At 68.8% G+C, this 25,536-nt stretch carries 26 protein-coding genes; 15 read left to right on the forward strand and 11 right to left on the reverse strand.

Going from position 1 to position 25,536, the window contains the following annotated elements:
- Positions 1–25 precede the first annotated feature (25 nt).
- Together dprA and ACJ7IV_RS14540 are read right to left on the reverse strand one after the other, a co-directional pair.
- Positions 26–1,126 (reverse strand): DNA-processing protein DprA, encoded by a 1,101-nt coding sequence (gene dprA / locus ACJ7IV_RS14535; RefSeq protein ID WP_483864988.1) that lies wholly within the window; start codon positions 1,124–1,126, stop codon positions 26–28.
- 7 nt (positions 1,127–1,133) lie between these two features.
- The gene (locus tag ACJ7IV_RS14540) at positions 1,134–2,162 is read right to left on the reverse strand and encodes a LysM peptidoglycan-binding domain-containing protein (protein ID WP_483866600.1); all 1,029 of its coding nucleotides are present in this window, start codon (positions 2,160–2,162) and stop codon (positions 1,134–1,136) included.
- Between the two features lie 227 nt (positions 2,163–2,389).
- On the opposite strand from ACJ7IV_RS14540, the gene def reads away from it, so the two are divergent.
- The 7 genes from def (at position 2,390) to ACJ7IV_RS14575 (ending at position 9,900) form a co-directional block, all read left to right on the forward strand.
- The gene (gene def, locus ACJ7IV_RS14545) at positions 2,390–2,902 is read left to right on the forward strand and encodes a peptide deformylase (RefSeq protein ID WP_483864989.1); all 513 of its coding nucleotides are present in this window, start codon (positions 2,390–2,392) and stop codon (positions 2,900–2,902) included.
- Positions 2,903–3,008: 106 nt separating this feature from the next.
- Positions 3,009–4,013, forward strand: a complete 1,005-nt coding sequence (fmt, locus tag ACJ7IV_RS14550) for a methionyl-tRNA formyltransferase (protein ID WP_483864990.1) — start codon at positions 3,009–3,011, stop codon at positions 4,011–4,013.
- A complete protein-coding gene (rsmB, locus tag ACJ7IV_RS14555) occupies positions 4,010–5,377 on the forward strand; it encodes a 16S rRNA (cytosine(967)-C(5))-methyltransferase RsmB (RefSeq protein WP_483864991.1) in 1,368 nt (455 codons plus the stop codon). The genes fmt and rsmB overlap by 4 nt, the downstream gene beginning before the upstream one ends.
- A gap of 68 nt (positions 5,378–5,445) precedes the next feature.
- Positions 5,446–5,652, forward strand: coding sequence for a dodecin (locus tag ACJ7IV_RS14560; RefSeq protein ID WP_483864992.1), 207 nt, complete (start codon positions 5,446–5,448; stop codon positions 5,650–5,652).
- A gap of 102 nt (positions 5,653–5,754) precedes the next feature.
- Positions 5,755–7,128: a Trk system potassium transporter TrkA gene (trkA, locus tag ACJ7IV_RS14565; RefSeq protein WP_483864993.1), complete on the forward strand. Its 1,374-nt coding sequence runs from the start codon at positions 5,755–5,757 to the stop codon at positions 7,126–7,128.
- Positions 7,129–7,141: 13 nt separating this feature from the next.
- The gene (locus ACJ7IV_RS14570; protein WP_483864994.1) at positions 7,142–8,590 is read left to right on the forward strand and encodes a TrkH family potassium uptake protein; all 1,449 of its coding nucleotides are present in this window, start codon (positions 7,142–7,144) and stop codon (positions 8,588–8,590) included.
- Between the two features lie 65 nt (positions 8,591–8,655).
- Positions 8,656–9,900, forward strand: a complete 1,245-nt coding sequence (locus ACJ7IV_RS14575) for a TraB/GumN family protein (protein WP_483864995.1) — start codon at positions 8,656–8,658, stop codon at positions 9,898–9,900.
- A gap of 68 nt (positions 9,901–9,968) precedes the next feature.
- Here ACJ7IV_RS14575 and ACJ7IV_RS14580 read toward each other — a convergent pair whose 3' ends face one another.
- From ACJ7IV_RS14580 to aceK, 4 genes are all read right to left on the reverse strand, one after another.
- Positions 9,969–10,817: a tRNA-uridine aminocarboxypropyltransferase gene (locus tag ACJ7IV_RS14580; protein ID WP_483864996.1), complete on the reverse strand. Its 849-nt coding sequence runs from the start codon at positions 10,815–10,817 to the stop codon at positions 9,969–9,971.
- Positions 10,818–10,883: 66 nt separating this feature from the next.
- Positions 10,884–11,618 (reverse strand): SIR2 family NAD-dependent protein deacylase, encoded by a 735-nt coding sequence (locus tag ACJ7IV_RS14585; protein ID WP_483864997.1) that lies wholly within the window; start codon positions 11,616–11,618, stop codon positions 10,884–10,886.
- 74 nt (positions 11,619–11,692) lie between these two features.
- On the reverse strand, positions 11,693–12,112 hold the full coding sequence (locus tag ACJ7IV_RS14590; RefSeq protein WP_483864998.1) for a SpoIIAA family protein: 420 nt from the start codon (positions 12,110–12,112) through the stop codon (positions 11,693–11,695).
- An 80-nt stretch (positions 12,113–12,192) separates the two neighbouring features.
- Complete coding sequence (aceK, locus tag ACJ7IV_RS14595; protein ID WP_483864999.1) at positions 12,193–13,938, reverse strand: bifunctional isocitrate dehydrogenase kinase/phosphatase; 1,746 nt, start codon at positions 13,936–13,938, stop codon at positions 12,193–12,195.
- A 166-nt stretch (positions 13,939–14,104) separates the two neighbouring features.
- Here aceK and ACJ7IV_RS14600 point away from each other — a divergent pair, with 166 nt between their 5' ends.
- The 5 genes from ACJ7IV_RS14600 (at position 14,105) to ACJ7IV_RS14620 (ending at position 18,542) form a co-directional block, all read left to right on the forward strand.
- Positions 14,105–15,274, forward strand: a complete 1,170-nt coding sequence (locus ACJ7IV_RS14600; protein WP_483865000.1) for a cation diffusion facilitator family transporter — start codon at positions 14,105–14,107, stop codon at positions 15,272–15,274.
- Between the two features lie 34 nt (positions 15,275–15,308).
- Entirely contained in the window at positions 15,309–16,568 is a 1,260-nt protein-coding gene (locus ACJ7IV_RS14605; protein ID WP_483865001.1) for an iron-containing alcohol dehydrogenase, read from the forward strand.
- A gap of 13 nt (positions 16,569–16,581) precedes the next feature.
- Positions 16,582–17,388, forward strand: a complete 807-nt coding sequence (locus ACJ7IV_RS14610) for a pseudouridine synthase (RefSeq protein ID WP_483866601.1) — start codon at positions 16,582–16,584, stop codon at positions 17,386–17,388.
- Positions 17,389–17,392: 4 nt separating this feature from the next.
- Positions 17,393–18,232 carry a tRNA cyclic N6-threonylcarbamoyladenosine(37) synthase TcdA gene (gene tcdA, locus ACJ7IV_RS14615; RefSeq protein ID WP_232913361.1) on the forward strand — a complete coding sequence of 280 codons (840 nt, stop codon included), beginning with the start codon at positions 17,393–17,395 and terminating at the stop codon, positions 18,230–18,232.
- 85 nt (positions 18,233–18,317) lie between these two features.
- Positions 18,318–18,542 carry a DUF1653 domain-containing protein gene (locus ACJ7IV_RS14620; RefSeq protein WP_161429903.1) on the forward strand — a complete coding sequence of 75 codons (225 nt, stop codon included), beginning with the start codon at positions 18,318–18,320 and terminating at the stop codon, positions 18,540–18,542.
- A gap of 66 nt (positions 18,543–18,608) precedes the next feature.
- Here ACJ7IV_RS14620 and bfr read toward each other — a convergent pair whose 3' ends face one another.
- The 5 genes from bfr to lptF form a co-directional block, all read right to left on the reverse strand.
- The gene (bfr, locus tag ACJ7IV_RS14625; protein ID WP_213312237.1) at positions 18,609–19,091 is read right to left on the reverse strand and encodes a bacterioferritin; all 483 of its coding nucleotides are present in this window, start codon (positions 19,089–19,091) and stop codon (positions 18,609–18,611) included.
- Between the two features lie 95 nt (positions 19,092–19,186).
- Positions 19,187–19,393 (reverse strand): (2Fe-2S)-binding protein, encoded by a 207-nt coding sequence (locus tag ACJ7IV_RS14630; protein WP_213312236.1) that lies wholly within the window; start codon positions 19,391–19,393, stop codon positions 19,187–19,189.
- A gap of 100 nt (positions 19,394–19,493) precedes the next feature.
- Complete coding sequence (locus tag ACJ7IV_RS14635; RefSeq protein WP_483865002.1) at positions 19,494–19,970, reverse strand: RDD family protein; 477 nt, start codon at positions 19,968–19,970, stop codon at positions 19,494–19,496.
- 14 nt (positions 19,971–19,984) lie between these two features.
- Positions 19,985–21,049, reverse strand: coding sequence for an LPS export ABC transporter permease LptG (lptG, locus tag ACJ7IV_RS14640; protein ID WP_483865003.1), 1,065 nt, complete (start codon positions 21,047–21,049; stop codon positions 19,985–19,987).
- On the reverse strand, positions 21,046–22,128 hold the full coding sequence (gene lptF, locus ACJ7IV_RS14645) for an LPS export ABC transporter permease LptF (RefSeq protein WP_483865004.1): 1,083 nt from the start codon (positions 22,126–22,128) through the stop codon (positions 21,046–21,048). Before lptF ends, lptG begins: the two co-directional genes overlap by 4 nt.
- 136 nt (positions 22,129–22,264) lie before the next feature.
- Between lptF and ACJ7IV_RS14650 the strand changes: the two genes are divergently transcribed.
- The 3 genes from ACJ7IV_RS14650 (at position 22,265) to ACJ7IV_RS14660 (ending at position 25,480) form a co-directional block, all read left to right on the forward strand.
- Positions 22,265–23,785, forward strand: coding sequence for a leucyl aminopeptidase (locus ACJ7IV_RS14650; protein ID WP_483865005.1), 1,521 nt, complete (start codon positions 22,265–22,267; stop codon positions 23,783–23,785).
- Positions 23,786–23,929: 144 nt separating this feature from the next.
- Positions 23,930–25,030: a branched-chain amino acid aminotransferase gene (locus ACJ7IV_RS14655; RefSeq protein WP_483865006.1), complete on the forward strand. Its 1,101-nt coding sequence runs from the start codon at positions 23,930–23,932 to the stop codon at positions 25,028–25,030.
- A gap of 3 nt (positions 25,031–25,033) precedes the next feature.
- A complete protein-coding gene (locus tag ACJ7IV_RS14660; RefSeq protein ID WP_161429895.1) occupies positions 25,034–25,480 on the forward strand; it encodes a DNA polymerase III subunit chi in 447 nt (148 codons plus the stop codon).
- Positions 25,481–25,536 lie beyond the last annotated feature (56 nt).

Genomic DNA, 25,536 nt, shown 5'->3' on the forward strand with positions numbered 1-25,536 from the left:
TGCGGCGAAACAGCGCAGGATTCTATCACGGCGCCGAGAGGCGCACCCAGCCGCCGGCGACCCGCGCCGCCTGGCCCTCCAGCTCCAGCGCCAGCAGGCGCCGCTGGCACTCGGCGATGTCGAGACCGGTCAGCCCTACCAGCGCGTCCGCGGGGGTCGGGCTGCCGCTCAGCCAGCGCAGCAGCGGGTCATCATTCCGGCCCGAGGCCTCGCCACGGGGCGCGACGGGCATCGCCGGGGCCTGCCACTGGGTGAGCTCGGCGAGGATGTCATCGACCCCGCGCACCAGCACGGCACCCTCGCGGATCAACCGCAGGCAGCCCCGCACCTGGGGGTTATGCAGCGAGCCGGGCAGGGCGAACACCTCACGCCCCTGCTCCCCGGCCAGCCGCGCGCTGACCAGGGAGCCGCTCTGCTCGGCCGCCTCCACCACCAGCACCCCGCAGCTGAGCCCGGTGACGATGCGGTTGCGACGAGGGAAGAAGCCGGCCCGGGCCGGGGTGCCGGGCGGGTGCTCGGAGAGCAGCAGGCCACCCGATTCACGCAGGCGGGCGTGCAGGCGATGGTGGCGTGCCGGATAGACCACATCGACACCGCAGCCGAGTACCGCCACGCTGGTCCCGCCGGCATCCAGGGCGGCCTGCTGGGCGGCGGCATCGATGCCCAACGCCATGCCGCTGACCACGCACCAGCCCCGCTCGGCGAGTTCGCGGGCGAAAGCGGCGGCGTTGGTCAGCCCCTCGCGGGTGGCACGACGCGACCCCACCATGGCCAGCTTGGGGGGCGCCAGGGCGGCGAGGTCACCCCAGGCCCACAGCAGCGGCGGCGGATCGGGAATCTCGGTGAGCAGCTCGGGCCAGGCAGGGTGCCCGGCATGCAGCAGGTGGCGGTCGGCGGAACCCTCGGCCCAGGCGAGGGCCGCCTCTACCGCAGGGGAAAGCGGACTGCGAGAGGGATGATCGAGCCAAAGCCGCAGCGCGGTAGCGGCCTCGCACGGCAGCACCGCCAGCCAGCCGCCGGGCCATTCGGGTCGGCGGGCGGCCAGCTCGGCCAGCGAGCCCGCCCCGAGCCCCGGCAGGCCCGCCAGGGCCAGCCACTCCCGGGCGCCGAGGGCCGGCGACGACATGGTGACCTCAACGCTGGGCGGCGCTGACCGCCCGCCGCGGGTTATGGACGCGATCCCCCACGCCCAGGGTGCGGCTGGCCTCCATGACCAGGCCGTAGCTCATCTTCTGATAGGTCTTGAAGACCATCACCAGACCGGCATCCTCACCCGGCAGGCGCAGCTGCTCGCCGGTGCGCGGATCGCTGACCAGCTCGCCGCGCTGCTCGACCATCAGTACATGGCCGGCCTCGAGCCCGTCGCGCTGGCCGCGGTCCAGCGCCACCACCTGCAGGCGGCCGATGAACTGCACCCCACCGGGCACCGACAGGATGGTGCCCTCGACCTCGCGCTCGGGGGCACGCGGAATGAACTCGGTCACCAGGCCGCGATCCTCCAGGGGCAGCACGATATCGCCGTTGCGCACCTCCTGGCGTGACGAGGTCACCTCCAGCACCGCCATGTCCTCCTCCTGGCGCTCGCGGCGCGCCTGGCCGACGCTCTCCAGTTCGAGACCCAGCAGCTCGCCGCTGGCCGGGTCGAGGAAACGCTCGCCCACGCGATAGAAGCCCACGCGCCCGCCCGCAGGCACCTCGCCCCGGGCATAGAGGCGATCGCCCACGCCGCTCATCAGCCGACGGTCATCGCCACCCACCACATAGGCCAGCTCCTCGAGGGCCTCGGGGTCATCGACGATGCGGTGCTCACGCAGGAAGTGGCGGATATCCTCCAGGGGAATCGGTTCGATCGCCTCGCGATGCGGGATGGTGCGCATCTCGGGCGACAGTCTTACCTGCCCCTGACCCCGCTCCAGCCCCAGGCAAGGGCGGCCGTCGCAGTCGTAGAGGTAGATGACGTCTCCCGGATAGATCAGGTGCGGGTTACGGATCTGCGGGTTGACCTGCCACACCTCGGGCCACTGCCAGGGATGGCGCAGGAAGCGCCCCGAGATGTCCCACAGGGTGTCACCGCGCACCACGGTATAGCGGTCCGGAGCGTCGCCACGCAGGCCATCCTCCCAGCTGAGCCCCTGGCCCTGGACGCCGGCAGCCAGGGCCATGCCCAACGCCGCCACCAGGCCCAGCCAGCGGCGCGGCCCCTTGCCATCACTTCTCTGCCTCATCCCTGCTCTCCCCGCGTGTCGCCGGCCGATGCCATGGAACGCTACCGGCGTGTTATAGTCTGAGGTTATCGACGTGTTGCGACGCAGCCCCTGTCGCCGATGTGCGCAACACACCTAGAATAGAGTCATTGTGTAAATGACAGCATAACGGTGAATCCAACGCCATGGCCAAATTACCTATCCTCGAATATCCCGACGAACGCCTGCGCAACCGGGCGGCGCCGGTGGAGACCGTCGACGACGAGGTGCGCCGGCTGGTCGACGATATGCTGGAGACCATGTACGACGCCAGGGGAATCGGCCTGGCCGCCACCCAGGTGGACGTGCACCGCCGCGTGATCGTCATGGATGTCAGCGACGACCGCTCGAGCCCCCTGGTGCTGATCAACCCCGAGGTTGCGCCCATCGGCGAGGAGCGCGAGCCGATGCAGGAGGGCTGCCTGTCGATCCCCGAGTACTACGCCGATGTGCCGCGCGCCCTGCGTGTCCACCTCAAGGCCCTGGATCGCGACGGCCAGCCCTATGAGCTGGAGGCCGACGGCCTGCTGGCCCACTGCATCCAGCACGAGCACGACCACCTCGAGGGGGTGCTGTTCGTCGACTACCTCTCGCCGCTCAAGCGCGACCGGGTAATGAAGAAGATGCAGAAGCGCCACAAGCTGATGCACGACGCCTGAAGCCGCCCCGTCTCACGCGAAGGCCGACGCAACATGCGTCGGCCTTCGTCGTTTGCGGCGCGCTCCGTTATCATTAGGGGTATTCACTCCCGGCCAGGCTCCCACCATGTCCCGATCCCACGACTCTCGCTCACTCAGCGTCATCTTCGCCGGCACGCCCGACTTCGCTGCCGAGAGCCTCGCGGCGCTGCTGGCCAGCCGCCACCGCGTGATCGCCGTGTATACCCAGCCCGACCGCCCGTCCGGTCGCGGCCGCAAGCTGACGCCGAGCCCGGTCAAGGCGCTGGCCCTCGAGCACGACCTGCCGGTGTACCAGCCCGAGAGCCTCAAGGCCGCCGAGGCCCAGGCCGAACTGGCCGCCCTCGGCGCCGACCTCATGGTGGTGGTAGCCTATGGCCTGATCCTGCCCAAGGCGGTGCTCGCTACGCCGCGGCTGGGCTGCCTCAACGTCCACGCCTCGCTGCTGCCACGCTGGCGCGGGGCGGCGCCCATCCAGCGCGCCATCGAGGCCGGCGACACCGAGAGCGGCGTGACCATCATGCAGATGGACGAGGGCCTGGACACCGGCGACATGCTGCTGGTGCGACGCACGCCGATCACCGCCTCGACCACCGGCGGCGAACTCCATGACACCCTGGCCACGCTGGGCGGCGAGGCGATCGTCGAGGCCCTGGACGCCCTGGCCGGAGAGGGCCTGCCCGCCACTCCCCAGCCCGAGGAGGGTGTGACCTACGCCGCCAAGCTCTCCAAGGCCGAGGCCGAGCTGGACTTCCGCCGCCCCGCCGCGGAGCTGGCCGCCCGGGTGCGCGCCTTCAATCCCTGGCCGGTGGCCTGGTGCGCCTTCGACGGCGACCGCTTGCGCCTGCTGCAGGGCGAGGCGCATGGGCTCGGCAGAGACACCTCCCCCGCCGCCCCCGGCACCCTGCTCGACCATGACGACGAGGCCCTGCGCATCGCCTGCGGTCCCGATGGCCGGGAGGTACTGAGGGTCACCCGCGCCCAGTTGCCCGGCGGCAAGGCACTGCCGGTCAGCGAGCTGCTGCGCGCCCGCGCCGACCGCTTCCCGCCCGGCCTGCGCCTAGGCCACCATGACCAGGAGACCCCGGCATGAGCCACCCACCCTCCCACGGCAAGCCGCGCCGTCCCGCCTCTCGAGGCCTGGAGAACGACGGCGGCCTGGCCGTTCGCGCCGCCGCCGCCCGCGCCCTGATACCGGTGATCACCGGCAAGGGCTCGCTTGCCGGGCTCGATGACCACCAGGTGGTGGCCCGCGACCGCGCCCTGTTCAAGGCGCTCTGCTACGGGGTGTGCCGCACCCTGCCGCGCCTCGAGGCCCTGGCCGCGAAGCTGCTGGTCAAGCCCTTCAAGGCGCGGGATGCCGATGTCCAGGCGCTGCTGCTGCTGGGCATCCACCAGCTGCTCTACCTGCGCGTGCCCGCCCACGCCGCCGTGGGCGAGACCGCCGGCGCCGCTCGCCTGCTCGGCAAGGAGTGGGCCACCCGGGTGCTCAACGGCTGCCTGCGCCGCCTGCAGCGCGAATCCGCCGCCCTGCAGGCGGAAGTGGATCGCGACCCGGCGGTGGCGCTGCTGCATCCCGGCTGGCTGCTCAAGGCGCTGCGCCAGGCCTGGCCCGACGACTGGCGCGCCGTGGCCGAGGCCAACAATGTTCCCGGCCCCATGACGCTGCGGGTCAACCGCCGCCACGGCGATCGCGAGGCCTACCTCGACCGCCTCGCCGCCGCCGGCCTGGAGGCGCGCCTGTGCGCCCACGCCCCGGACGGCATCACCCTGGAGGCCCCCTGCGATGTCCATGACCTGCCGGGGTTCGACGCCGGCCACGTCAGCGTCCAGGACGAGGCCGCCCAGCTCGCCACCGTGCTGCTGGGCCCGGCCCTGGCGCCACGCCCCGGTGGCCGGATACTCGATGCCTGCTGTGCCCCTGGGGGCAAGACCGCCCACCTGCTGGAGGTCTTCGATGTCGAGATGCATGCCGTGGACAGCGACGCCGAACGCCTGGCCCGGGTCGAGGATGCCCTGCAGCGCCTCGGCCTGAAGGCGCGCCTGACACACGGCGACGCCACTGCCCGCGACTGGTGGGACGGCACCCCCTTCGAGGCGATCCTGCTCGACGCCCCCTGCTCGGGCAGCGGCGTGATCCGCCGCCACCCGGATATCAAGCGCCTGCGCCGCCCCTCAGATATCAAGGCGCTGGCCGCGCTGCAGGCACGCCTGCTCGACAACCTCTGGCCGCTGCTGCGTCCGGGCGGCACCCTGCTCTACGCCACCTGCTCGGTGCTCCCCGAGGAGAACAGCGAGCAGGTCGCTGCCTTCCTTGCCCGCACCCCGGATGCCGAGGCGACCACCCCGCCAGACGTGGCCTGGGGGCGCCCCGCCGGTGCCGGGCGCCAGCTGCTGCCGGAGGTCGACAGCCACGACGGCTTCTTCTATGCCAGACTCAGGAAGGCCAATGCCTGACGCGGGAAGGGCCGCCGTCCCGCCAGGCTGCACCGCATGACCGCTTATCCACACGCGCCGGAGGCATCATGAGCAACCACGTCTACAAGCATATCGAACTCACCGGCTCCTCCGAGGAGGGCATCCAGCAAGCCATCGAGAGCGCCATCGCCAAGGCCAGCGAGAGCCTGCACGGCATGCGCTGGTTCGAGGTCATCGACACCCGCGGCCATGTCGAGCATGGCCGGATCGTGCATTGGCAGGTCACCCTCAAGGTCGGTTTCACCCTGGACTGACCCCGGCGACCTGTCCTTCCCGTGGCGGCTGGTTTAGGCTAGCCGTCACGTGCTGCGGCGCACCACTGGCGCCGCCCCTCGACCCAGCGGAATCCCCACGCGATGAAGATCATCATTCTCGGCGCCGGCCAGGTCGGCGGCACCCTGGCCGAACACCTGGCCCGCGAGGAGAACGACATCACCGTCGTCGACACCGACGGCAACAAGCTGCGCGAGCTGCACACCAAGCTCGATATCCGCACCGTGGTGGGACCCGGCTCCTACCCCGTGGTGCTGCGTCAGGCGGGCTGCGAGGACGCCGACATGCTGATCGCGGTGACCAGCCAGGACGAGGTCAACATGATCGCCTGCCAGGTCGCCCACACCCTCTTCCGCACCCCCACCAAGATCGCCCGGGTGCGCGCCACCGCCTACCTCACCCGCCGCGGCCTGTTCGCCCACGAGGCGGTGCCCATCGACGTGCTGATCAGCCCCGAGCAGGTGGTCACCGACCATATCCGCCGCCTGATCGAGCACCCCGGCGCCCTGCAGGTACTGGAGTTCGCCGGTGGCCTGGTGCAGCTGGTGGCGGTCAAGGCGATCTACGGCGGCCCCCTGGTGGGCCAGGACCTGGCCTTCCTGCGCCGCCACATGCCCAGCGTCGACACCCGTGTGGCGGCCATCTACCGCCGCAACCGGCCAATCATTCCCCGCGGTGACACCGTCATCGAGGCCGACGATGAGGTGTTCTTCATCGCCGCCCGGCGCGACATTCGCGCGGTGATGAGCGAGCTCAGGCGCCTCGACCGCGACTTCCGCCGGGTGATGATCGCCGGCGGCGGCAATATCGGCGAGCGTCTCGCCGAGCACCTGGAGCACAGCCACCAGGTGAAGATCATCGAGCACAGCCTGGAGCGCTGCACGGTGCTCTCCGAGCGCCTCGACCGCACCGTGGTGTTGCATGGCAGCGCGACCAGCAAGCGGCTGCTCGAGGAGGAGAACATCGAGGAGTGCGATATCTTCTGCGCGCTGACCAACGACGACGAGGTCAACATCATGTCGTCGATGCTGGCCAAGCGCATGGGCGCCAAGAAGGTGCTGACCCTGATCAACAACGCCGCCTATGTCGACCTGGTGCAGGGCGGCGAGATCGACATCGCCATCTCGCCCCAGCAGGCCACCATCGGCAGCCTGCTGACCCACGTGCGCCGTGGCGACATCGTCAACGTCCACTCGCTGCGCCGCGGCGCCGCCGAGGCCATCGAGGCGATCGCCCACGGCGACACCCAGTCCTCCAAGGTGGTGGGCCGCGCCATCGGCGAGATCGACCTGCCCCGGGGCACCACCATCGGCGCCATCGTGCGCGGCAAGGAGGTGATGATCGCCCACGACGATGTGGTGGTGGAGTCCGGCGACCACGTCATCCTGTTCGTGATCGACAAGCGCCGTATCCGTGACGTGGAGCGCCTGTTCCAGGTCGGGCTGACCTTCTTCTGAACGGGAGTCATCAATGAGCCTGCGCATGATCCTGCGCATCCTGGGGCTGCTGCTGATGCTCTTCAGCCTGACCATGATGCCGCCGATCCTGATCTCGCTGCTGTTCGCCGACGGCCAGTGGGACGCCTTCGCCGTGGCCATCGGCATCACTGTGGCCACCGGCGCACTGATGTTCCTGCCCAATCGCCGCGCCCGCAAGGAGCTGCGCACCCGGGACGGCTTCCTGATCGCTGCGCTGTTCTGGAGCGTGCTGGCGCTGTTCGGCTCGCTGCCGCTGATGCTCACCGGCGAATCGGCGCTCTCCCTGACCGATGCGGTGTTCGAGTCCTTCTCGGGGCTGACCACCACCGGCGCCACGGTGATCACCGGCATCGACCATCTGCCCGAATCGATCCTCTACTACCGCCAGCAGCTGCAGTGGCTCGGCGGCATGGGGATCGTGGTGCTGGCGGTGGCGATCCTGCCGACCTTGGGGGTCGGCGGCATGGCCCTCTACCGCACCGAGATTCCGGGGCCGCTCAAGGACTCCAAGCTCACCCCGCGTATCACCGAGACCGCCAAGGCGCTGTGGTATATCTATGCCTCGCTGACCATCGCCTGCATGCTCGCCTACATGGCCGCCGGCATGAACTGGTTCGATGCCCTTGGCCACAGCTTCTCGACCGTGGCCATCGGCGGCTTCTCCACCTACGATGCCAGCATCGGCCACTTCGACAGCGCCGCCATCGAGCTGATCTGCGTGTTCTTCCTGCTGGTCTCCGCGGTCAGCTTCAGCCTGCACTTCACCGCCTGGCGCGAGCGCAGCGTGCTGCACTACTTCGATGACCCCGAGGCGCGCTTCCTGCTGCTGTTCCTGGCCGGCCTGACCACCATCACCGCCGTCTCGCTGTGGCTGACCGGCACCTACGAGACCCAGCTGGGGCTGCGCCATGCGCTGTTCGAGGTGGTCTCGGTGGCCACCACTGCGGGCTTCGCGGTGGCCGACTTCTCGCTGTGGCCCGGCGCCCTGCCCTTCCTGCTGTTCATGGCCGCCTTCGTGGGTGGCTGCTCCGGCTCCACCGGCGGCGGCATGAAGGTGATTCGCATCATCCTGATCCTCAAGCAGGGCATGCGCGAGGTGATGCGCCTGATCCACCCCAGCGCGGTGATCACGGTGAAGATCGGCAAGGTGAGCGTGCCTGACGGTATCGCCCAGGCGGTATGGGGCTTCTTCTCCGTCTACGTGATGCTGTTCTTCCTGATGCTGGTGGGGGTGATGGCCACCGGGGTCGACCAGGTCACCGCCTGGTCCACGGTGGGCTCGGCGCTCAACAACCTGGGCCCGGCCCTGGGCGAGGCCTCGGCTCACTACGGCGACCTACCCAGCCTGGCCAAGTGGATCCTGGTGATGGCCATGCTGCTGGGCCGCCTGGAGATCTTTACCGTGCTGGTACTCTTTACCCCGGCCTTCTGGCGCCGCTGAGCGGATTTGGCCCAGCCCCGGCCCATCGTGGATAATCGGCCCTCACCCCTTCAGAACGAGACTTCATGACCGACCTTCAGGACAGCGTGATTCCGCGCGATACGGACGACGCCACCAGCGGCCCGCAGCGGGTCCTGCAGGTCGGCGAGACCCGCTACACCCTGCTCGGCACCGCCCACGTCTCCGCCGAGAGCGCCGAGGATGTGCGCCGACTGATCCGTTCCGGCGAGTTCGACGCCGTGGCCATCGAGCTGTGCGACTCGCGCCACCATAGCCTCACCAACCCCGACGCCCTGGGCGAACAGGACCTGTTCCAGATCTTCCGCCAGGGCAAGGCCGGGGTGGTGGCCGCCAGCCTGGCGCTGGGCGCCTTCCAGCAGCGCCTGGCCGAGCAGTCCGGCATCGAGCCCGGCGCCGAGATGCGTGCCGCCCTGGAGGAGTCGCGCCAGGCGGAGCTGCCGCTGCTGCTGATCGACCGCGACGTGGGGATCACCCTCAAGCGCATCTATCACAACGTCCCCTGGTGGCAGCGCTTCTCGCTGTTCTCGGGGCTGCTCGGCAGCGTGATGTCGCGCCAGGAGGTCTCCGCCGAGGAGATCGAGCGGCTCAAGGAGGGCGACGTGCTGGAGTCCACCTTCAGCGAGTTCGCTGCCGAGTCGGAGAGTCTCTACACCCCGCTGATCAGCGAACGCGACCGCTACATGGTGCTGCGCCTGGCCGAGGATGCGCCTCCGGGGCGCTACCGCCACGTGCTGGTAGTGATCGGCGCCGGCCATATGAAGGGCATGGCCGAGCACTTCGCCGCACCGCTTCCCGAGGCCCCGCGTCCGGAGCGCGAGGCGCTCGAGGCCACGCCACCGCCGTCGAAGATCTGGAAGTCGCTGCCCTGGCTGATCACCGCCCTGGTACTGACCGGCTTCGCCATCGGCTTCTCACGCAACACCGACCTGGGCTGGCAGCTGGTGGTGGAGTGGTTCCTGATCAACGGCGTGCTCTCGGCGGGGGCCACCCTGGTGGCCCTGGCCCACCCGGTCACGGTGATCGCCACCTTCTTCGCCGCACCGCTCACCTCGCTCAACCCCACCATCGGTGCCGGCTTCGTGGCCGCCGGGGTGGAGCTCTACCTGCGCAAGCCCAAGGTGCGCGATTTCTCCACGCTGCGCCACGATGTCACCCACCTCAAGGGGTGGTGGCGCAACCGGGTCTCTCGCACCCTGCTGGTGTTCCTGACGGCCACCCTGGGCTCCGCCGCCGGCACCTGGATCGCCGGCTTCCGCATCGCCGGCACGCTGTTCGGAGGCTCGCCTTGATCAATCCAGGAGCCCCTACGGCCCGGGGCTGACCTGGCGACAAGCGCCCCTATCTTTGCGTTATAGCGCTATCCCTTTCGCGCCAGCAGGCGACGCATCGCCGCCGTCGGTGCCTCGATCTTCTCGAAGCGCCGGCTGGCAGCGTAGCTGTCGTTGAAGGCATCGAAGTAGTCGTCCAGGACCTGGGCGGCATCCTCGTCGCCGCCCTGGCGCAGCAGTTCGGCGGCCACCTCGGCGGTGCACAGGTGGGCGCTGGAGGCCGGCTTGCGCAGCCGATAGCGGGTCAGCCGCTCGGTGCGCAGCGGCAGCACCGGCAGGGCATCGAGATAGGGGCTCTTGCGGAAGATGCGCCGTGCCTGGCGCCAGGTACCGTCGAGCAGCAGGTAGACCGGAATGCGACCCGCCGCCTTCGCCTCGGCCACGGCGTCGATGCCCACCACACGCTCGGCGTAGTCGGGCTGGTCATCGGGAAAGACCACGAAGGGCGCAAAGCGCTGATCCTCCAGCAGCGTCAGCAGGCGCTCGTCGGGCGCGGTGCGGTACCAGGTGAAGACCTCGGTATCGGGCAGCACGTCCCGGATCAGCCGCCCGGTATTGGTGGGCTTGAGGTGTTCCATGGAGTGGGTCAGCAGCCACACCCGCGCCTCGCTCTCGGCGCCGACCGCATAGGGACACAGGCAGTTGAGTTGCGGCAGGTTACAGCCCGGACAGCGTTCTACGAAGCTGCCGCGGGCCTTGAACTCGCGGCGCGGCGGCCGTGGATGACCGGTCCCGGGGTCACTCGCAAGCCCGGTCCCGGGGTCACTCGCAAGCCCGGTCCCGGGGTCACTAAGCCCGGTCCCAGGGTCACGCGAAGAGCCGGTTGCAAGGTCGCGCCGCTGACGGGGCTCGGGGTCGTGGAAGGAATCGTCCTGCATGGTGGCCTGTGTCCGGGGGCAAAAGCGGGGCCGCATTCTAGCATGCGACTCACGCCCTGCCCCGCCTCAGCCTAATAGTGTCTCCGGGACCCAGAGCCGCCCCTCGCGTCGCCAGTGGCGCACCAGCGCCGGCACCCCCTTGCCGGCAGGCTGGCTGAGTCGGGTGACGCCGGGAGCCGCCAGCGACTCGGCCTCGGGATCGACCAGCACGCAGGGCGTGCCGAAGGGCGCCTGCTGAAGCAGCGAGGCCGCCGGCATCACCGCAAGCGAGGTGCCCACCACCAGCACCAGGTCGGCATCGGCGACGATCTCGCAGGCCTCGCCGAAGTGGGGCACCTCCTCGCCGAACCACACTACATCGGGGCGCAGCTGGCTACCCTTGTCACAGATGTCACCCAGCTCGATGCCGCCGCGGGGCAGCGGATAGTGCATGCGGCGGTCCACCGAGGAGCGTGCCTTGAGGATCTCGCCGTGCAGATGGAGCACATGGCGGGAACCGGCCCGCTCATGCAGGTCGTCGATATTCTGGGTGATGATGCTGACCCGAAAGCCCTGCTCCTCCAGCGCCGCCAGGGCCTTGTGCGCGGCGTTGGGCCGCGCCCGGCGAACCTGGTCGCGACGCGCGTTGTAGAATGCCAGCACCCGCGCCGGGTCACGCCGCCAGGCGCCGGGGGTAGCCACCTCCTCGACGGGATGGTCGGCCCACAGACCATCCGTCGCGCGGAAGGTCTGGATACCGCTCTCGGCGCTGATGCCCGCCCCGCTCAACACCACCAGATGCGGCACTCGCTGCTCCGCCATGCGTCACCTCTTGCCACTGACTGCCTCGAACGAAGCTATCACCTGTTGTTCGGACCGGCCAGCAGCGAGCCGGCTCAGGCCCCGTGATAGCCGTCCTCTTCGGGACTCTCGTGGGCGCCTCTGGGGAGTTCGGCGGCCCAGGCCATGGCGGCAGCATGGTCGCGCCTGGCAAAGGTATGGATCTCCACCGCGCTGAAGAGGCGCTCCTCCAGATGGGCAACGTGCTTGAGCCACGCCTGGTCGGTGACCACGGCGGCACGGTGATAGCGCTCCAGGTCGCCGAGCTGCGTCAGGCCGTAACCGACATCCTTGAGCAGCGCGCCGAGGGTCATCCAGCGCAGCTCATCGATGGTGATCACCAGGCTGACCAGGGGGTGGCTTCGCTTGGCGGCCTCGATGGCATCGATGGCACGCTGCAGCTCCTGTCCGGTCACCATGCCACCCGCCTTCATCGCCACGACATGCCCCGCCGAATGGGTAATCAGGTCCAACATGATGTTCTCCTTGGGTCGAGAGCCCTGCATGCAGTCATCAGGGACTTCACTCGCCTTCAGCATAGCGTGCCGCGCTTCGGCTAGTGGACCAGGCCGTTATCCTCGTCGCCACTGAAGCGCTGCTTGTTGCGGTAGGGGTAGACGTCGATGACCCGGCCATCGCGGATCGCCTGCTGCAACCCCTTCCAGTAGTCGGCATCGAACAGCTCGGGGTGGAGCTGGTAGAAGAGCTTGCGCAGGCGAATATCGGCAAACAGGAAGGGGCCGAACTCCTCGGGGAAGATATCGTTGGGCCCCACCGAGTACCAGGGCTCGTCGGCCAGCTCCTGCTCGGGGTAGAGCGGCTCGGGGATATGCCGGAAATTGCACTCGGTGAGGTAGCAGACCTCGTCGTAGTCGTAGAACACCACCCGACCATGGCGGGTCACCCCGAAGTTCTTGAGCAGCATGTCGCCGGGAAAGATGTTGGCGGCGGCCATCTGCTTGATGGCGTTGCCATAGTCCTTGAGCACCGCCCGGGTCTCCTCCTCGTCACACTGTGCGAGATAGAGGTTGAGCGGGGTCATCATGCGTTCGGTGTAGCAGTGCTTGATGATCACCTTGTCACCGCGCAGGGTGACGGTGGAGGGGGCCACCTCCAGCAGGTGCGCCAGGCACTCGGGGGTGAAGTGGTCCTGGCGGGCGATGAAGTTGGAGAACTCCTGGGTATCGGCCATGCGCCCCACACGGTCGTGACGCTTCACCAGACGGTACTTCTCGCGCACGTTATCCCGGCTCATCGCCTTGCCGGGGTCGAAGCGGTCCTTGATGATCTTGAACACCGTGCGGAACGAGGGCAGCACGAACACCGCCATGACCATGCCGCGCACCCCCGGGGCGATGATGAACCTGTCCTCGCGCCGCGCCACCTGGTGGTTGAGGGCCCGGAAGAACTCGGTCTTGCCGTGCTTGAAGAAGCCAATGGCGGCATACAGTTCGCCCTGGGGCTTGTCGGGCATCAGCTCCTGAAGGTAGTGCACGAACTCGCTGGGCACCACGACCTTGACCTGGAAGTAGGCGCGGGTGAAGGAGAAGATGATCGACACCTCGTCGGGCTCGATCAGCACGGTATCCAGGTAGAGCCCCTTGCCCTCCTCGTGGAGCACCGGCAGCACCAGTGGCACCTGCTGGCCGACTCCCCGCACCCGGCCGACCAGGTAGGCCCCCTTGTTGCGATAGAAGACACTCTTGATCAGCTCGATCTCGGCCTCGGGATCGTCACGGACGGCCTCCGGCAACAGCCGCCGGAGGGCCTCGCCCCCCTGCACCGCATCCCGCTCCAGGTCGATGAAAGGCGTCTCGAAGCGCGCCTCGCCCAGCGCCCAGCGTAGCCCGGCCACCCAGTCGCCCGCCACCCGGCGGTGCCGACACAGGGTCAGGCCGGAATGGTGGGCCGCCTGCTCGCGGGAGCTGTAGACGAACATCCAGTCGTTGCGGATATGGCGGTGGTGGAAGAGCGAGCAGAACATCGAGTTGAAGTAGGTCTCGGCCAGCTCGTAGTCGAGCCGCTGGTTGATCAGCTCGGCGTAGTGGGTTCGTGCCTCGCGCCAGCACTCGAAGTCGGTGAGGAGATCATCGGCGAAACTGCGACGCAGCCGGTTCAGGGTATCCTGGACCTTCTCCTCGTAGAGGTTGATGCGCTCAGCCGACGCCTGCTGTGCCTCACGCCATGCCGCCTCGGCGAAACGCCGGCTGGCGTCAGCGGTGATCGCCTTGAAGCGCGAACGATAGGCGTCGAAACCGTGCAGGATGGTGGCGGCGAGGCGGTAGCTGGGCGAGAGTGGCATGGGCGGCTCCACAGGCGGCATCAGGCAAGCCTATCGCATGACCCGCAGGCGCTGCCACGGCGAGCCGGCCCTGATGTCAGCGCCTTGCGCAAATCAGGACCTTTTCAGTACCATTTGAGCGATACCGCCAAGGCGGCTCCTCCAGGGAAGCGTCCCAGGATCGACCATGCAGACCAATCCCGAGAAACACCAGGCCACCCGTCGCGTCACCCTCCTGTCGGTAGGGGTGAACTGCGTGCTGGGCGTGGCCAAGATCATCGTGGGCTGGGTCGTCGGCTCGGCGGCGCTGGTGGCGGATGGCGTGCACTCCTTCTCCGACCTGGTGACCGACGGCTTCGTGCTCACCGCCTCCCACTATGGCCACCAGGGCCCCGACCACGACCACCACTACGGCCATGGACGCATCGAGACCCTGGCCACGCTGTTCCTGGGCAGCGTGCTGATCTTCGTGGCCGGCGCCATCGCCTGGTCGAGCCTGGAGCGGCTGTTCTCCGCCGCCGAGATCCCGCCCCCCGGCCTCTGGGCGATCCTGCTCACCGCCCTGGCGCTGCTCGCCAAGGAGTGGCTCTTCCATATCACCCGCCGAGTGGCGCAGCGCATCGGTTCGAAGATGCTCGAGGCCAACGCCTGGCACCACCGCAGCGATGTGCTCTCCACCGGCGTGGTCATGGTGGCCCTGATCGGCAGCCAGTTCGGCGCCGCCTGGATCGATACCGTGGCGGCGGTGATCGTCGGCCTGCTGGTCGGCAAGGTCGGCTGGGACCTGCTGTGGGAATCGGGCCGCGAACTGGTGGATACCGCCCTGCCCGTGGCCACCCAGGAGGAGATGCGCCAGATGGCGATGAGCGTACCCGGCGTGCACGGCATCCACGACCTGCGCACCCGCCAGTCGGCGGGACGCACCATGCTCGACCTGCACGTGGTGGTGCCGCCGCGGATCAGCGTCTCCGAGGGCCACGAGATCGGCAACGAGGTGAGCCGCCGACTGCGCAACGGCTTCCCCGCCCTCACCGACCTGACCTTCCATATCGACCCCGAAGATGACGCCGGCGAGGGAGATCCCAGCCGCTTCCCGGGGCTGCCACTGCGTCCCGAGGTGGAGGCCGCGCTGGCCCGACGCTGGTCCGCCCTGGGAGTCTGGTCGGAGATCCGCGAGATGGAGCTGCACTATCTAGAGGGCGCGGTCACCGTGGTGATCTGCCTGGACGAGGAGTGCCCCCGGGACAGCCGGGCGGTAGCGAGGGAGCTGGAAGGGCGCGCCGCCGATATCGACTGGCTCTCCCACGTCGAGGTGCGCCGCCTGGCCGGCACCCCCTACCTACCGGCCACCGGCTGACGCCCCCTCGCGGTCCAGCCAAGGAGGAATCGTGATGGCGTGGCAGCACCTCCCGCTGCGGGCCTGTATGCTCGGCCTCAAGACGGTTACCGCCCTGCTACCCCTGCGCTGGCCGCACTGCCTCGAGGGTCCCGGCAGCGCACGCGACCTGGTGCGCCTCCTGGCAGAGGCGGGTCACCGCCGGGTGCTGGTGGTCAGCGACGCCGAGCTGGTGCGCCTCGGCCTGGTGGCCCCCCTGCTCGAGGAGCTGGAACGCCATGGCGTGGCCTGGGCCCTGTTCGATGGCGTGACACCCGATCCCGATATCGGCCAGATCGAGGCCGGCCTGACCTGCCTGAACGCGCACCGGACCGAGGCGCTGCTGGCCATCGGCGGCGGCTCGCCCATCGACGCCGCCAAGCTGATCGGGGCCCGCGCCCACAACCGTCGCCCGGTACGGCGCCTGGCGGGGCTGTTTCGCGTCCACCGCGGCATGCCGCCCCTCTACGCCATCCCCACCACCGCCGGGACCGGGTCGGAGACCACCCTGGCCGCGGTGGTCTCCGACCCCGCCCGGCGTCGCAAGCTCGCCGCGGTGGACCCGCGCCTGCTGCCCCGGGCCACCGCCCTGGACCCCGAGCTGATGATCGGGTTGCCGCCCCATATCACCGCCGCCACCGGCATGGATGCCCTGACCCACGCCGTGGAGGCATTCCTGTCGCGCAACGCCCTGCCGCGCACCGATCGCGCCGCACTCCAGGCCGCTCGCGAGACCCTGACACAGCTGCCACGCTGTGTTGCCGCCGGCCACGACCTCGAGGCCCGCCTGCGCATGGCCAGGGCCGCCCACCAGGCAGGCTACGCCTTTACCCAGGCCGGTGTCGGCTATATCCATGCCATCGCCCACCAGCTGGGCGCCTGGTACCACCTGCCCCATGGCCTGGCCAATGCCATGGTGATGCCGCACCTGCTGGAAGCATCGCTGCCAACCATCGCGCCTCGACTGGCTTCGCTTGCCCGCCACTGCCAGGTCACCACCAGCACCGACGACGGCACCGCGGCCGAGGCGTTCATCGCCCGCGTGCGCCGGCTCAATGCCGACTTCGGCATCCCCGAACGGGTGGCGGCGCTACGCGGCGAGGATATCCCGGCGCTGGCCAGGGCGGCCCGCGCCGAGGTGCGCTTCACCTATGCCGTCCCGCGCTACCTTGGCCAGGCGGAGCTCGAGAGCCTGCTGTGCGGGCTGATGGCCCAGCCCGCCTCGGCCGGGGATGACATCGCCGCGACTGAGGGCGACAATGGCCGCCCTTCCTGAACCGGACCCGGCCATGGCGGACGAGCTGCGCATTCTCTATCGCGACGAGCACCTGGTGGTCGTGCACAAGCCCGCCGGGCTGCTGGTGCATCGCACCGCCCTGGCCCGGGGCGAGCGCGAGTTCCTGCTGCAGCGGTTGCGCGACCGGCTGGGGCAGCGGGTCTATCCGGCCCACCGCCTCGATCGCCCCACGTCGGGGGCCATGGTGTTCGCCCTGTCGCCCGAGATCGCCGCATCCCTGGGCGCGGCCTTCGCCGGGCGCGAGGTGGCCAAGCGCTACCTGGCGGTAGTGCGTGGTATCGGGCCCGCGACCGAACGCCTCGACTATGCGCTGCGCGAGGAGGATGGCAGCCGCCCCAAGGCGGAGATGCCGGCCATGGAGGCCGTCACCGATATCCGCCGCCTCGACAGCGTGGAGCTGCCGGTGCAGGTGGACCGCTATCCCCGGAGCCGCTATTCGCTGATGGAGGCCTACCCCCTGACCGGGCGGCGCCACCAGATCCGCCGCCACCTCTCCCGGCGCGGCTATCCGATCATCGGCGACGCCAAGCACGGCAAGGGCAACCACAACCGTTTCTTCGCCGAGCGCCTGGGCACCCCCCGGCTGCTGCTGGCCGCGGTGGGAGTGGCCTTCGATCACCCGGCCTCGGGCCAGCGGCTGAGCGTCGAATGCGCCCCGGATGGCGCCATGACCGCGCTGCTCGAACGCTTCGGCTGGGCCGGCCACCTGCCGAGGGACGGCGTTCGGGACCTCGCGCCTGGCGATACCCTCTGGCCCGCCGTCGCGACGCCACCCACTGACCTACTCACGACCCCATGAGACCATGAGCGATCCCATTACCGCCTCCCCTGCCGCCTTCGCCGAGGACGACCACGCGCTGCGCTTCGGCGGCATTCGCCGTCTCTACGGCGCACGCGCCTTCGCACGCTTTCGTACCGCGCATGTGGTGGTCGTCGGCGTGGGAGGCGTAGGCAGTTGGGCCGTGGAGGCCCTGGCGCGTTCCGGCATCGGCAGGCTGACGCTGATTGACCTGGACGATGTCTGCGTCTCCAACGTCAACCGTCAGCTCCATGCGCTGGACGGCAGCGTGGGGCGCCCCAAGGTGGAGGTGCTGGCCGAGCGTTGTCGGGCGATCCAGCCGGGGATCGAGGTAATGGCCGACGCCGCCTTCGTCACGCCCACCAACCTGGCCGAGCGCATTCCCGAGGACGCCGACCACGTGATCGACGCCATCGACAGCGTGGTCGCCAAGGCGGCGCTGATCGCCTGGTGCAAGCGGCGCAAGCTGCCGATCACGGTGACCGGCGCGGCGGGCGGCCAGACCGATCCCACCCGCATCCGGGTGGCCGACCTGACGCGCACCGAGCACGACCCGCTGCTGGCCAAGGTGCGCTCGCGGCTGCGCCGCGACTTCGGCTTCTCGCGCAATCCGAAACGGCGCTTCGCGGTGGAGTGCGTCTATTCCGACGAGCAGCTGGTCTACCCGGGCAGCGACGGCGAGGTGTGCTTCCAGAAGCCGGGCAGCGGCGAGGCCACCCGCCTGGACTGCGCCTCCGGCTTCGGCGCCGCCACCTTCGTTACCGGCAGCTTCGGCTTCGTGGCCGCCTCGCGCACCCTGGCCCGGCTGGCCAGGCAGGCCGCCAGCGAGCAGACTTCCCCTTGATGATCCCAGCCGCCGCCCCCAGCATAGCGAAAGCCCCGGGGGTTCGTGTCTCGATCAGGATTCCCTTCTTCTTCAGGAGAGTGCCATGACCCGCCCGCTACCGGTTCCCGGAATCTACTGCCACTACAAGGGCAACCGCTACGAGGTACTCGGCGTGGCCCATCACAGCGAGAGCGAGGAGCCACTGGTGGTCTATCGCGCCCTCTACGGCGACTATGGCCTGTGGGTACGACCGCTGGCGATGTTCACCGAGCTGGTGGAGGTGCAGGGCGAGCCGGTGCCGCGCTTCGACCTGGAGAAGGCCTTCTGAGGCGGGCCAAAACGACCACCGGCGCCACGATGGGCGCCGGTGTCGGGAGCGAAATGACGGTGACGATCACTCGTCGCCGGCCTCCTGCATCTGCTTGAGCAGGTAGTTCTCGATGCCGACCTTGTCGATCAGGCCGAGCTCGGTCTCGATATGGTCGATATGGCCTTCCTCGTCGGCCAGCAGGTCGCGGAAAAGGTCGCGGGTCACATAGTCCTTCACCTGCTCGCAGTAGCCGATGGCTTCGATGTAGTCGTTGCGCCCCTCGTGCTCGATCTTGAGGTCGCTCTCGAGCATCTCGCGCACGTTCTCGCCGATATGCAGCTTGCCGAGGTCCTGCAGGTTGGGGATGCCCTCGAGGAAGAGGATACGCTCGATCAGCTTGTCGGCGTGCTGCATCTCCTCGATGGACTCGTCGTACTCCCACTTGGCCAGCTTCTGCAGGCCCCAGTCCTTGTACATCTTGGCATGCAGGAAGTACTGGTTGATGGCCACCAGCTCGTTGCCCAGGGCGCGGTTGAGATGCTCGATGACCTTGCTGTCGCCTTTCATGGATCTGCCTCTCATGATGTGGGGAGTCGACTCCAAGCTTGGCATGCCGGGATGACGATTGCCAAACCCCGACGGGATAATATTCGCCGATGCCGTTATACGGCGTAGGCGAGCTCCGCGCCGGAGAGCAGCAGCTCCTCCTTCACCGCCTCGCGGGTCAGGCTCTTGCCCACGCAGGCACACTTGCCGCACTGGGTGCCACAGCCGGTCTCGGCCTGGACCTCGCGCCAGCTGCGCGCGCCCTCCTCGACGACCTGACGGATACGGCGATCGGAGACTCCCTTGCAGATGCAGACGTACATGCGAACACCTCGCGTTGGATAGCGAGAACAAATGTAAATGATTCGCATAAGGTGTTGCAACCGGGACTCGACCAATGTCTGACCCCGATCAATACCCGGGCTATCTGGCCGGCTTGGGCAGCACCACGACCCGGGTGCCCGAGGCGATATCGGACCAACTGCGCCGCTCGGCATCAAACAGCACCCACAGGTAGCCGAGTCCCAGCGCGGCCACCGAGAGCCAGGCCACCAGGTAGCGCACCATGGCCTGGCGCAGGGAGATGGCGTGGCCATCCAGGGTCTGCACCCGCAGCCGCCAGGCCTGCATCCCCAGGGTCATGCCGCCACGGCACCAGAAGAAGGCGAAGAAGGCGAAGGCCGACACCAGCATGATCAGCCGCAGGGAGGCGACCTGCAGGAAGCCCACCCCGACCTGTTCGGCCGGCAGGCCGACCAGGTGACGCACGACCAGCAGGTGCAGGCCGGCCATCAGCAGCCAGATCGCGACCACCAGAAAGGCATCGTAGAGCATGGCGCCCAGCCGGCGGCCGAGGCCGGCGGGCCAGACATCATCGAGGTTGGGGAAGCGGCGGGGCATGGGCTCTCCTTGTCTCAGCCGCTGCGGCGCAGCAGGAGGATTCCCACCGCGGCGCAGATCAGGGTGGGCGCCAGCACCGCCCAGGCGGGCGAGAAGCCGAAGACCGTGGAGGCCGGCGCCAGCAGGTCCTGCAGGTACTTGAATGCCAGGCCGGTGACCACCCCGTAGAACACCCGGGTGCCGGCGGCCACGCTGCGCAGCGGGCCGAACACGAAGGAGGCGGCCACCAGCACCAGCGAGCCCATGGTCAGTGGCAACAGCATCTTCTGCCAGAAGTAGAGCAGCGGCTGGGTGGCCTGCTGACCCTGCTCGCGCAGATAGCGAGCGTAGGCCCACAGCTCGCTGGGCGACTGGCTTTCGACGTCGCGCAGCAGCCGCGAGAGCTGCTCAGGGGTCAGCTGGGTATCCCACCCCCGGGTCGCGAGGTGTTGCGCCTCGGTACCCTGCTCGGTGAACCGCGTCAACGCGACATCCTCCAGCTCCCAGTGCCCCTCCCGCCAGATGGCTCGCGCGGCGCTCAGCGCCTCGACCAGGCGTTGGCCCTCGAAGCGGTAGCGAGTGAGGTCGAGTACGGTATCGTCGGCGCGGATGGCACCGAAGCGGTAGAAGCTGTCACCCTCCCGCTGCCAGCCCCCGCGCTCGGTAACCAGGGCCCCGGAGCCCTGGATCTTCTCGACGCGCCAGGCGCTGGCGAACTGCTCGGTGCGCGGGGAGACGTACTCGGCGATGAAAAGCACCACGACCACCACCAGGATGATCGGCTTCATGGCGCCCCACAGGATCCGCGCCAGGGAGCGCCCGGCGGCACGCATCACGGTGAGCTCGTTGCTGGAGGCCATGCTGCCCAGGCCGATCAGCGCACCGATCAGCACCGCCACCGGCGCGTACTGATAGAGTCGCCAGGGCAGGCGCATCAGCAGGTAGAGCAGCACCTGGAGAGCGCCATAGTCGCCCTCCACATCGCCCAGGTCGTTGATATAGGTGATCACCAGGTCGAGGCCCAGCAGCACCACCTGGACGACGATGATGGCGCCCAGCACGTTGCGTGCCAGGTAGCGGTCGAAGCGATCGGCAATCATCCGCTCATCCCCTTGCGCTGTGCGCGCATCATCATCAACAGCCCCAGCGCCAGGAAGGCACCATGGATCGGCCACATGCCCACCGCGGCCGGCAGGTTGCCGCGACCGATGGCGTCCAGTGCCGCCAGCAGCAGGCTCAGGTAGGCCACATGCAGGAAGATCGCCGGCAGCAGCTTGGCGAAGCGCCCCTGGCGCGGATTGACTCGCGACAGCGGCATCGCCAGCAGGGTCAGGATAAACACCATCAGCGGCATGCCCAGCCGCCACTGCAACTGGGCGCGCGCCTCCGGCGAGTCGTCACCGAGCAGCTCGCGGGTGGGGGTGAGCTCCGGGGAGTCGAGCTCGCCCAGCGACTCGGCCCGCGACAGGCGCACCGCATAGGTCTCGAACTCGAGACGCTCGGCCTGTTGCCTGCCCGGCTCGACACTGTAGCGTTCGCCGTCGGTCAGCACCAGGAAGCGGCTGCCGGTATCGTCGTCCACCGCCTGGTGGCCGCCCTCGGCGCGGGTCACCACGCTCTCCGGGGTACCATCGCTGCGCCGCTGCCGCTCGCTGATAAAGACGCCGCGCATCTCGCTACCATCCTCGCTGAAGCCCTCGGTATAGGCGGTACGCCCGCTGCCGAACTCCTGGAAGCGGCCGGGTCCCAGGGTGGAGAAATCCACCCGGCTGCGCTGGTCCTCGAGCAGGGTCTCGGTCTCGAGAGCCCCGGCCGGGGTCAGCCACAGACTGCACAGCCCGACCAGCACAGACACCAGGACGGCCGGCACCAGACTCACCTGCAGCAGCTTGTTGGGGCTGGTACCACAGGCCACCAGCACGGTGATCTCGCTGTTAAGATAGAGCTGGCCATAGGCGAGCAGGATGCCCAGGAAGAACGCCAGGGGGAGGATCAGCTCTAGGAACCCCGGCAGGTGCAGCAGCATCAGGGTACCGAGGATATCGGCGGGAATTTCGCCCTCGGCGGCATTGCTGAAGTAGCGAATGAAGCGACTGCCCATGATCACCAGCAACAGCACGCCGGCAACGGCCGCCATGGTCAGCAGGATCTCGCGGGTCAGGTAACGGAAGATGATCATGCGGCGTCTGCCATGCAATGGGGCCATGCCTTGAGTACACTGGAGCGACACGGCAACGTGCCGGCATTATCCAGAATCCCCGTACGCTTGTAACCCCAATCGCCTGTAACCCCAACGCTTGTCTTGTGGAGACGCCATGGAATTCCCTGTCAGGACGGGTAACCCCGCCAAGGTCGAGAGCGCATGTCTCGTCATCCCGGTGTTCAAGGAGGAGGCGCTGCTGCCCACCGCCGCCCGCCTGGATGATGCCAGCGAGCGCCTGGTGGGCCAGCTGCTCGAGCGTGGCGACTTCGACGCCAGGCTGGGCAACGTGCAGCTGATCCCCTTCGCGCCGGGCCTCGCCAGCGAGCGCCTGCTGCTGGTCGGCCTGGGCAAGCGAGAGGCGTGCCAGGAGACGGCCTTCCGCAAGGCGCTGGATGCCGCCTTCACGGCCCTGGCAGGCCTGCCAGTGGACGAGGTGGCGGTGGCCTTCACCGAGGTACCCCTGGCGGATCGCGGCATCGACTGGAAGGCACGCATGGTCGCCGAGGCCGCCCAGCGCGCCCTCTACCGCTTCGAGGAGTTCAAGTCCGAGAAGGCCCCTGCGGCGCGACTCGCGCGGGTCGAGCTGCTGGTCAACGGTGAAGACGACGTCCAGGCCGCCGCCGAAGGCGCGCGCATCGGCGATGCCCTGGGCCAGGGCATCAACTATGCCCGCACCCTGGGCAACCTGCCCGGCAACGTCTGCACCCCGAGCTACCTGGCCGAGCAGGCCGAGGCGCTGGGCCGGGACTCGGGCGGCACCCTGCAGGTGGAGATCCTCGACGAGGCGGCCCTCGAGACGCTGGGCGCCCATAGCCTGCTCTCCGTGGGCCGCGGCAGCGAGCAGCCCTCGCGGCTGATCGTCATGAAGTACCAGGGCGCCGAGGATGCCGACGAGGCGCCCCACGTGCTGGTCGGCAAGGGCATCACCTTCGACACCGGCGGCATCTCGCTCAAGCCCGGCGAGGCCATGGACGAGATGAAGTTCGACATGTGCGGCGCGGCCAGCGTGTTCGGCACCGTCAAGGCGACTCTCGGCATCCGCCCGAAGGTCAACCTGGTAGCCATCGTGGCCGCCGCCGAGAACATGCCCGACGGCCGCGCCACCAAGCCCGGCGACATCATCAGGACGCTGAAAGGCCTCTCCGTGGAGGTGCTCAATACCGACGCCGAGGGCCGCCTGGTGCTGTGCGACGCCCTGACCTACGCCGAGCGCTTCGAGCCTGCCAGCGTGGTGGATATCGCGACCCTCACCGGCGCCTGCATCATCGCACTGGGCCATCACGCCACCGGCCTGCTCGCCAACGACGACGACCTGGCACTCGACCTGCTGGATGCCGGCGAGGCGGCCTGGGACCGCGCCTGGCACCTGCCGCTGTGGGACGAGTACCAGCAACAGCTCGACTCCAACTTCGCCGACCTGGCCAATATCGGCGGCAAGCCGGCGGGCACCATCACCGCCGCCTGCTTCCTCTCGCGCTTCGCCGACAAGTTCCCCTGGGCACATCTGGACATCGCCGGCACCGCCTGGAGTTCCGGCAAGGACAAGGGCGCCAGCGGCCGCCCCGTGGGCCTGCTGACCCAGTACCTGCTGGACCGGGAAGCCGACGCCGCGGTGGAAACCGAGGCGGAATAGCGCCTCGCTCTTGCGTTTTTTTCGCGTCGCCTTTCTCATGTGGGACTGACGATGAATCCACGACCCGGGCCGGCTCTCACCGGCCCGAGCTTCCAGTATCACCCCGGGGCAGGCACGCCCCGGGCGTAGCGGAGACCCCTTGCCGTGTCGAATGCCAGCTTCGAACTCCTGCCCAACTCCACCCCCACGGCCGACTCGATCCGTGAGGACATCCTCGCCAGCCCCGGCTTCGGCCAGTACTTCACCGACCACATGGCCCACGTACGCTGGACCCTGGACGCCGGCTGGCACGGCCACGAGGTACGTCCCTATGGCCCGCTGACCCTGGACCCCGCCGCCGCCGTGCTGCACTACGCTCAGGAGATCTTCGAGGGCATCAAGGCCTACCGCCACGCCGATGGTTCCATCTGGACCTTCCGTCCCGAGAAGAATGCCCAGCGCTTCCGCCGCAGCGCCCGCCGGCTGGCCCTGCCCGAACTCTCCGACGAGGACTTCATCGGCTCGATCAAGGCGCTGCTGGCCCAGGACCACGCCTGGGTACCGACGCCGAAGAGCGAGGCCGACGAGTGCAGCCTCTACCTGCGCCCCTTCATGATCGCCAGCGAGAAGTTCCTCGGCGTGCGCCCGGCCCAGGAGGTCGACTACTACGTGATCGCCTCGCCGGCGGCTGCCTACTTCAAGGGTGGCGTGGAGCCGGTCTCGATCTGGCTCTCGGAGCACTACAAGCGGGCGGCACCGGGTGGTACCGGCTTCGCCAAGTGCGGCGGCAACTATGCCGCTTCCCTGGCGGCCCAGAAGGAAGCCAGCGCCAATGGCTGCGGCCAGGTCGCCTTCCTGGATGCCGCCGAGAACAAGTGGATCGAGGAGCTGGGCGGCATGAACCTGTTTTTCGTGTTCAAGGACGGACGCATCGCCACCCCGCGCCTGACCGACACCATCCTCGAGGGCGTCACTCGCGACTCGGTGCTGACCCTGGCCCGAGACGAGGGGCTGACGCCCGAAGAGCGCCCGATCAGCATCGAAGAGTGGCGCGAGAGCGCGGCCAGCGGCGAGATCACCGAGGTCTTCGCCTGCGGCACCGCCGCGGTGATCACCCCGGTGGGCGAGCTGGTCAGCGAGCAGGAGCGCATCCGCCTGGCCGGCGACAACGGCAACCCCATCGCCAAGCGTCTGCGCGCCAAGCTGCTCGACCTTCAGTATGGCCGTGCGGAAGACACCCACGGCTGGCTGACGCGGCTGGTGTAGGGCGTGACCCAGATCGATTTCTACGTCCTTCCCGATACCACCCTGGAGGCGCGTCTCGACTTCGCCTGCCGGCTGGCCGAGACCATCCAGCGCAAGGGCTATCGGCTGCACCTGCACGCCGAGGACGAGGCCATGGCCAGGGAGCTCGACGCGGCACTGTGGACCTTCCGGGCCGACGCCTATGTGCCCCATGCCCTCGCCGGCGACGACCTCGCCGACCGGGTGCCAGTCACCATCGGCTGGGCCGAGCCGCCGCCTCCCGAGCGTGCGGTGCAGGCCCTGCTCAACCTCTCGCCGGGCATCCCCGAGTGGTTCTCGCGCTTTGAGCGTGTCGCCGAGATCATCAACCAGCACCAGGCGGTACTGACCGCTAAACGCGAGTGCTGGCAGACCTACCGGAAGCGCGGCTATCCGGTCAAGGCGCATCAGCTGCGCGGCCAGCCAGGCTGACGCCAGCTACCCCGCCGGGCTATAATCAAGCCCATTTTTCGTCGCCATTCCTGCCG

This window comes from Halomonas sp. C10-5 (genome assembly GCF_057169305.1).

Coding starts and splice junctions, on each gene's coding strand:
- rsmB (WP_483864991.1), top strand. CDS start 4,010: ATGAGCCACCCACCCTCCCACGGCAAGCCGCGCCGTCCCGCCTCTCGA.
- ACJ7IV_RS14570 (WP_483864994.1), top strand. CDS start 7,142: ATGAGCCTGCGCATGATCCTGCGCATCCTGGGGCTGCTGCTGATGCTC.
- ACJ7IV_RS14610 (WP_483866601.1), top strand. CDS start 16,582: ATGGCGGACGAGCTGCGCATTCTCTATCGCGACGAGCACCTGGTGGTC.
- ACJ7IV_RS14650 (WP_483865005.1), top strand. CDS start 22,265: ATGGAATTCCCTGTCAGGACGGGTAACCCCGCCAAGGTCGAGAGCGCA.
- ACJ7IV_RS14585 (WP_483864997.1), bottom strand. CDS start 11,618: ATGGCGGAGCAGCGAGTGCCGCATCTGGTGGTGTTGAGCGGGGCGGGC.
- ACJ7IV_RS14560 (WP_483864992.1), top strand. CDS start 5,446: ATGAGCAACCACGTCTACAAGCATATCGAACTCACCGGCTCCTCCGAG.
- ACJ7IV_RS14600 (WP_483865000.1), top strand. CDS start 14,105: ATGCAGACCAATCCCGAGAAACACCAGGCCACCCGTCGCGTCACCCTC.
- def (WP_483864989.1), top strand. CDS start 2,390: ATGGCCAAATTACCTATCCTCGAATATCCCGACGAACGCCTGCGCAAC.
- bfr (WP_213312237.1), bottom strand. CDS start 19,091: ATGAAAGGCGACAGCAAGGTCATCGAGCATCTCAACCGCGCCCTGGGC.
- ACJ7IV_RS14620 (WP_161429903.1), top strand. CDS start 18,318: ATGACCCGCCCGCTACCGGTTCCCGGAATCTACTGCCACTACAAGGGC.
- ACJ7IV_RS14540 (WP_483866600.1), bottom strand. CDS start 2,162: ATGGCCCTGGCTGCCGGCGTCCAGGGCCAGGGGCTCAGCTGGGAGGAT.
- tcdA (WP_232913361.1), top strand. CDS start 17,393: ATGAGCGATCCCATTACCGCCTCCCCTGCCGCCTTCGCCGAGGACGAC.
- dprA (WP_483864988.1), bottom strand. CDS start 1,126: ATGTCGTCGCCGGCCCTCGGCGCCCGGGAGTGGCTGGCCCTGGCGGGC.
- ACJ7IV_RS14590 (WP_483864998.1), bottom strand. CDS start 12,112: ATGTTGGACCTGATTACCCATTCGGCGGGGCATGTCGTGGCGATGAAG.
- ACJ7IV_RS14630 (WP_213312236.1), bottom strand. CDS start 19,393: ATGTACGTCTGCATCTGCAAGGGAGTCTCCGATCGCCGTATCCGTCAG.
- ACJ7IV_RS14605 (WP_483865001.1), top strand. CDS start 15,309: ATGGCGTGGCAGCACCTCCCGCTGCGGGCCTGTATGCTCGGCCTCAAG.
- trkA (WP_483864993.1), top strand. CDS start 5,755: ATGAAGATCATCATTCTCGGCGCCGGCCAGGTCGGCGGCACCCTGGCC.
- ACJ7IV_RS14580 (WP_483864996.1), bottom strand. CDS start 10,817: ATGCAGGACGATTCCTTCCACGACCCCGAGCCCCGTCAGCGGCGCGAC.
- ACJ7IV_RS14635 (WP_483865002.1), bottom strand. CDS start 19,970: ATGCCCCGCCGCTTCCCCAACCTCGATGATGTCTGGCCCGCCGGCCTC.
- lptG (WP_483865003.1), bottom strand. CDS start 21,049: ATGATTGCCGATCGCTTCGACCGCTACCTGGCACGCAACGTGCTGGGC.
- aceK (WP_483864999.1), bottom strand. CDS start 13,938: ATGCCACTCTCGCCCAGCTACCGCCTCGCCGCCACCATCCTGCACGGT.
- fmt (WP_483864990.1), top strand. CDS start 3,009: ATGTCCCGATCCCACGACTCTCGCTCACTCAGCGTCATCTTCGCCGGC.
- lptF (WP_483865004.1), bottom strand. CDS start 22,128: ATGATCATCTTCCGTTACCTGACCCGCGAGATCCTGCTGACCATGGCG.
- ACJ7IV_RS14575 (WP_483864995.1), top strand. CDS start 8,656: ATGACCGACCTTCAGGACAGCGTGATTCCGCGCGATACGGACGACGCC.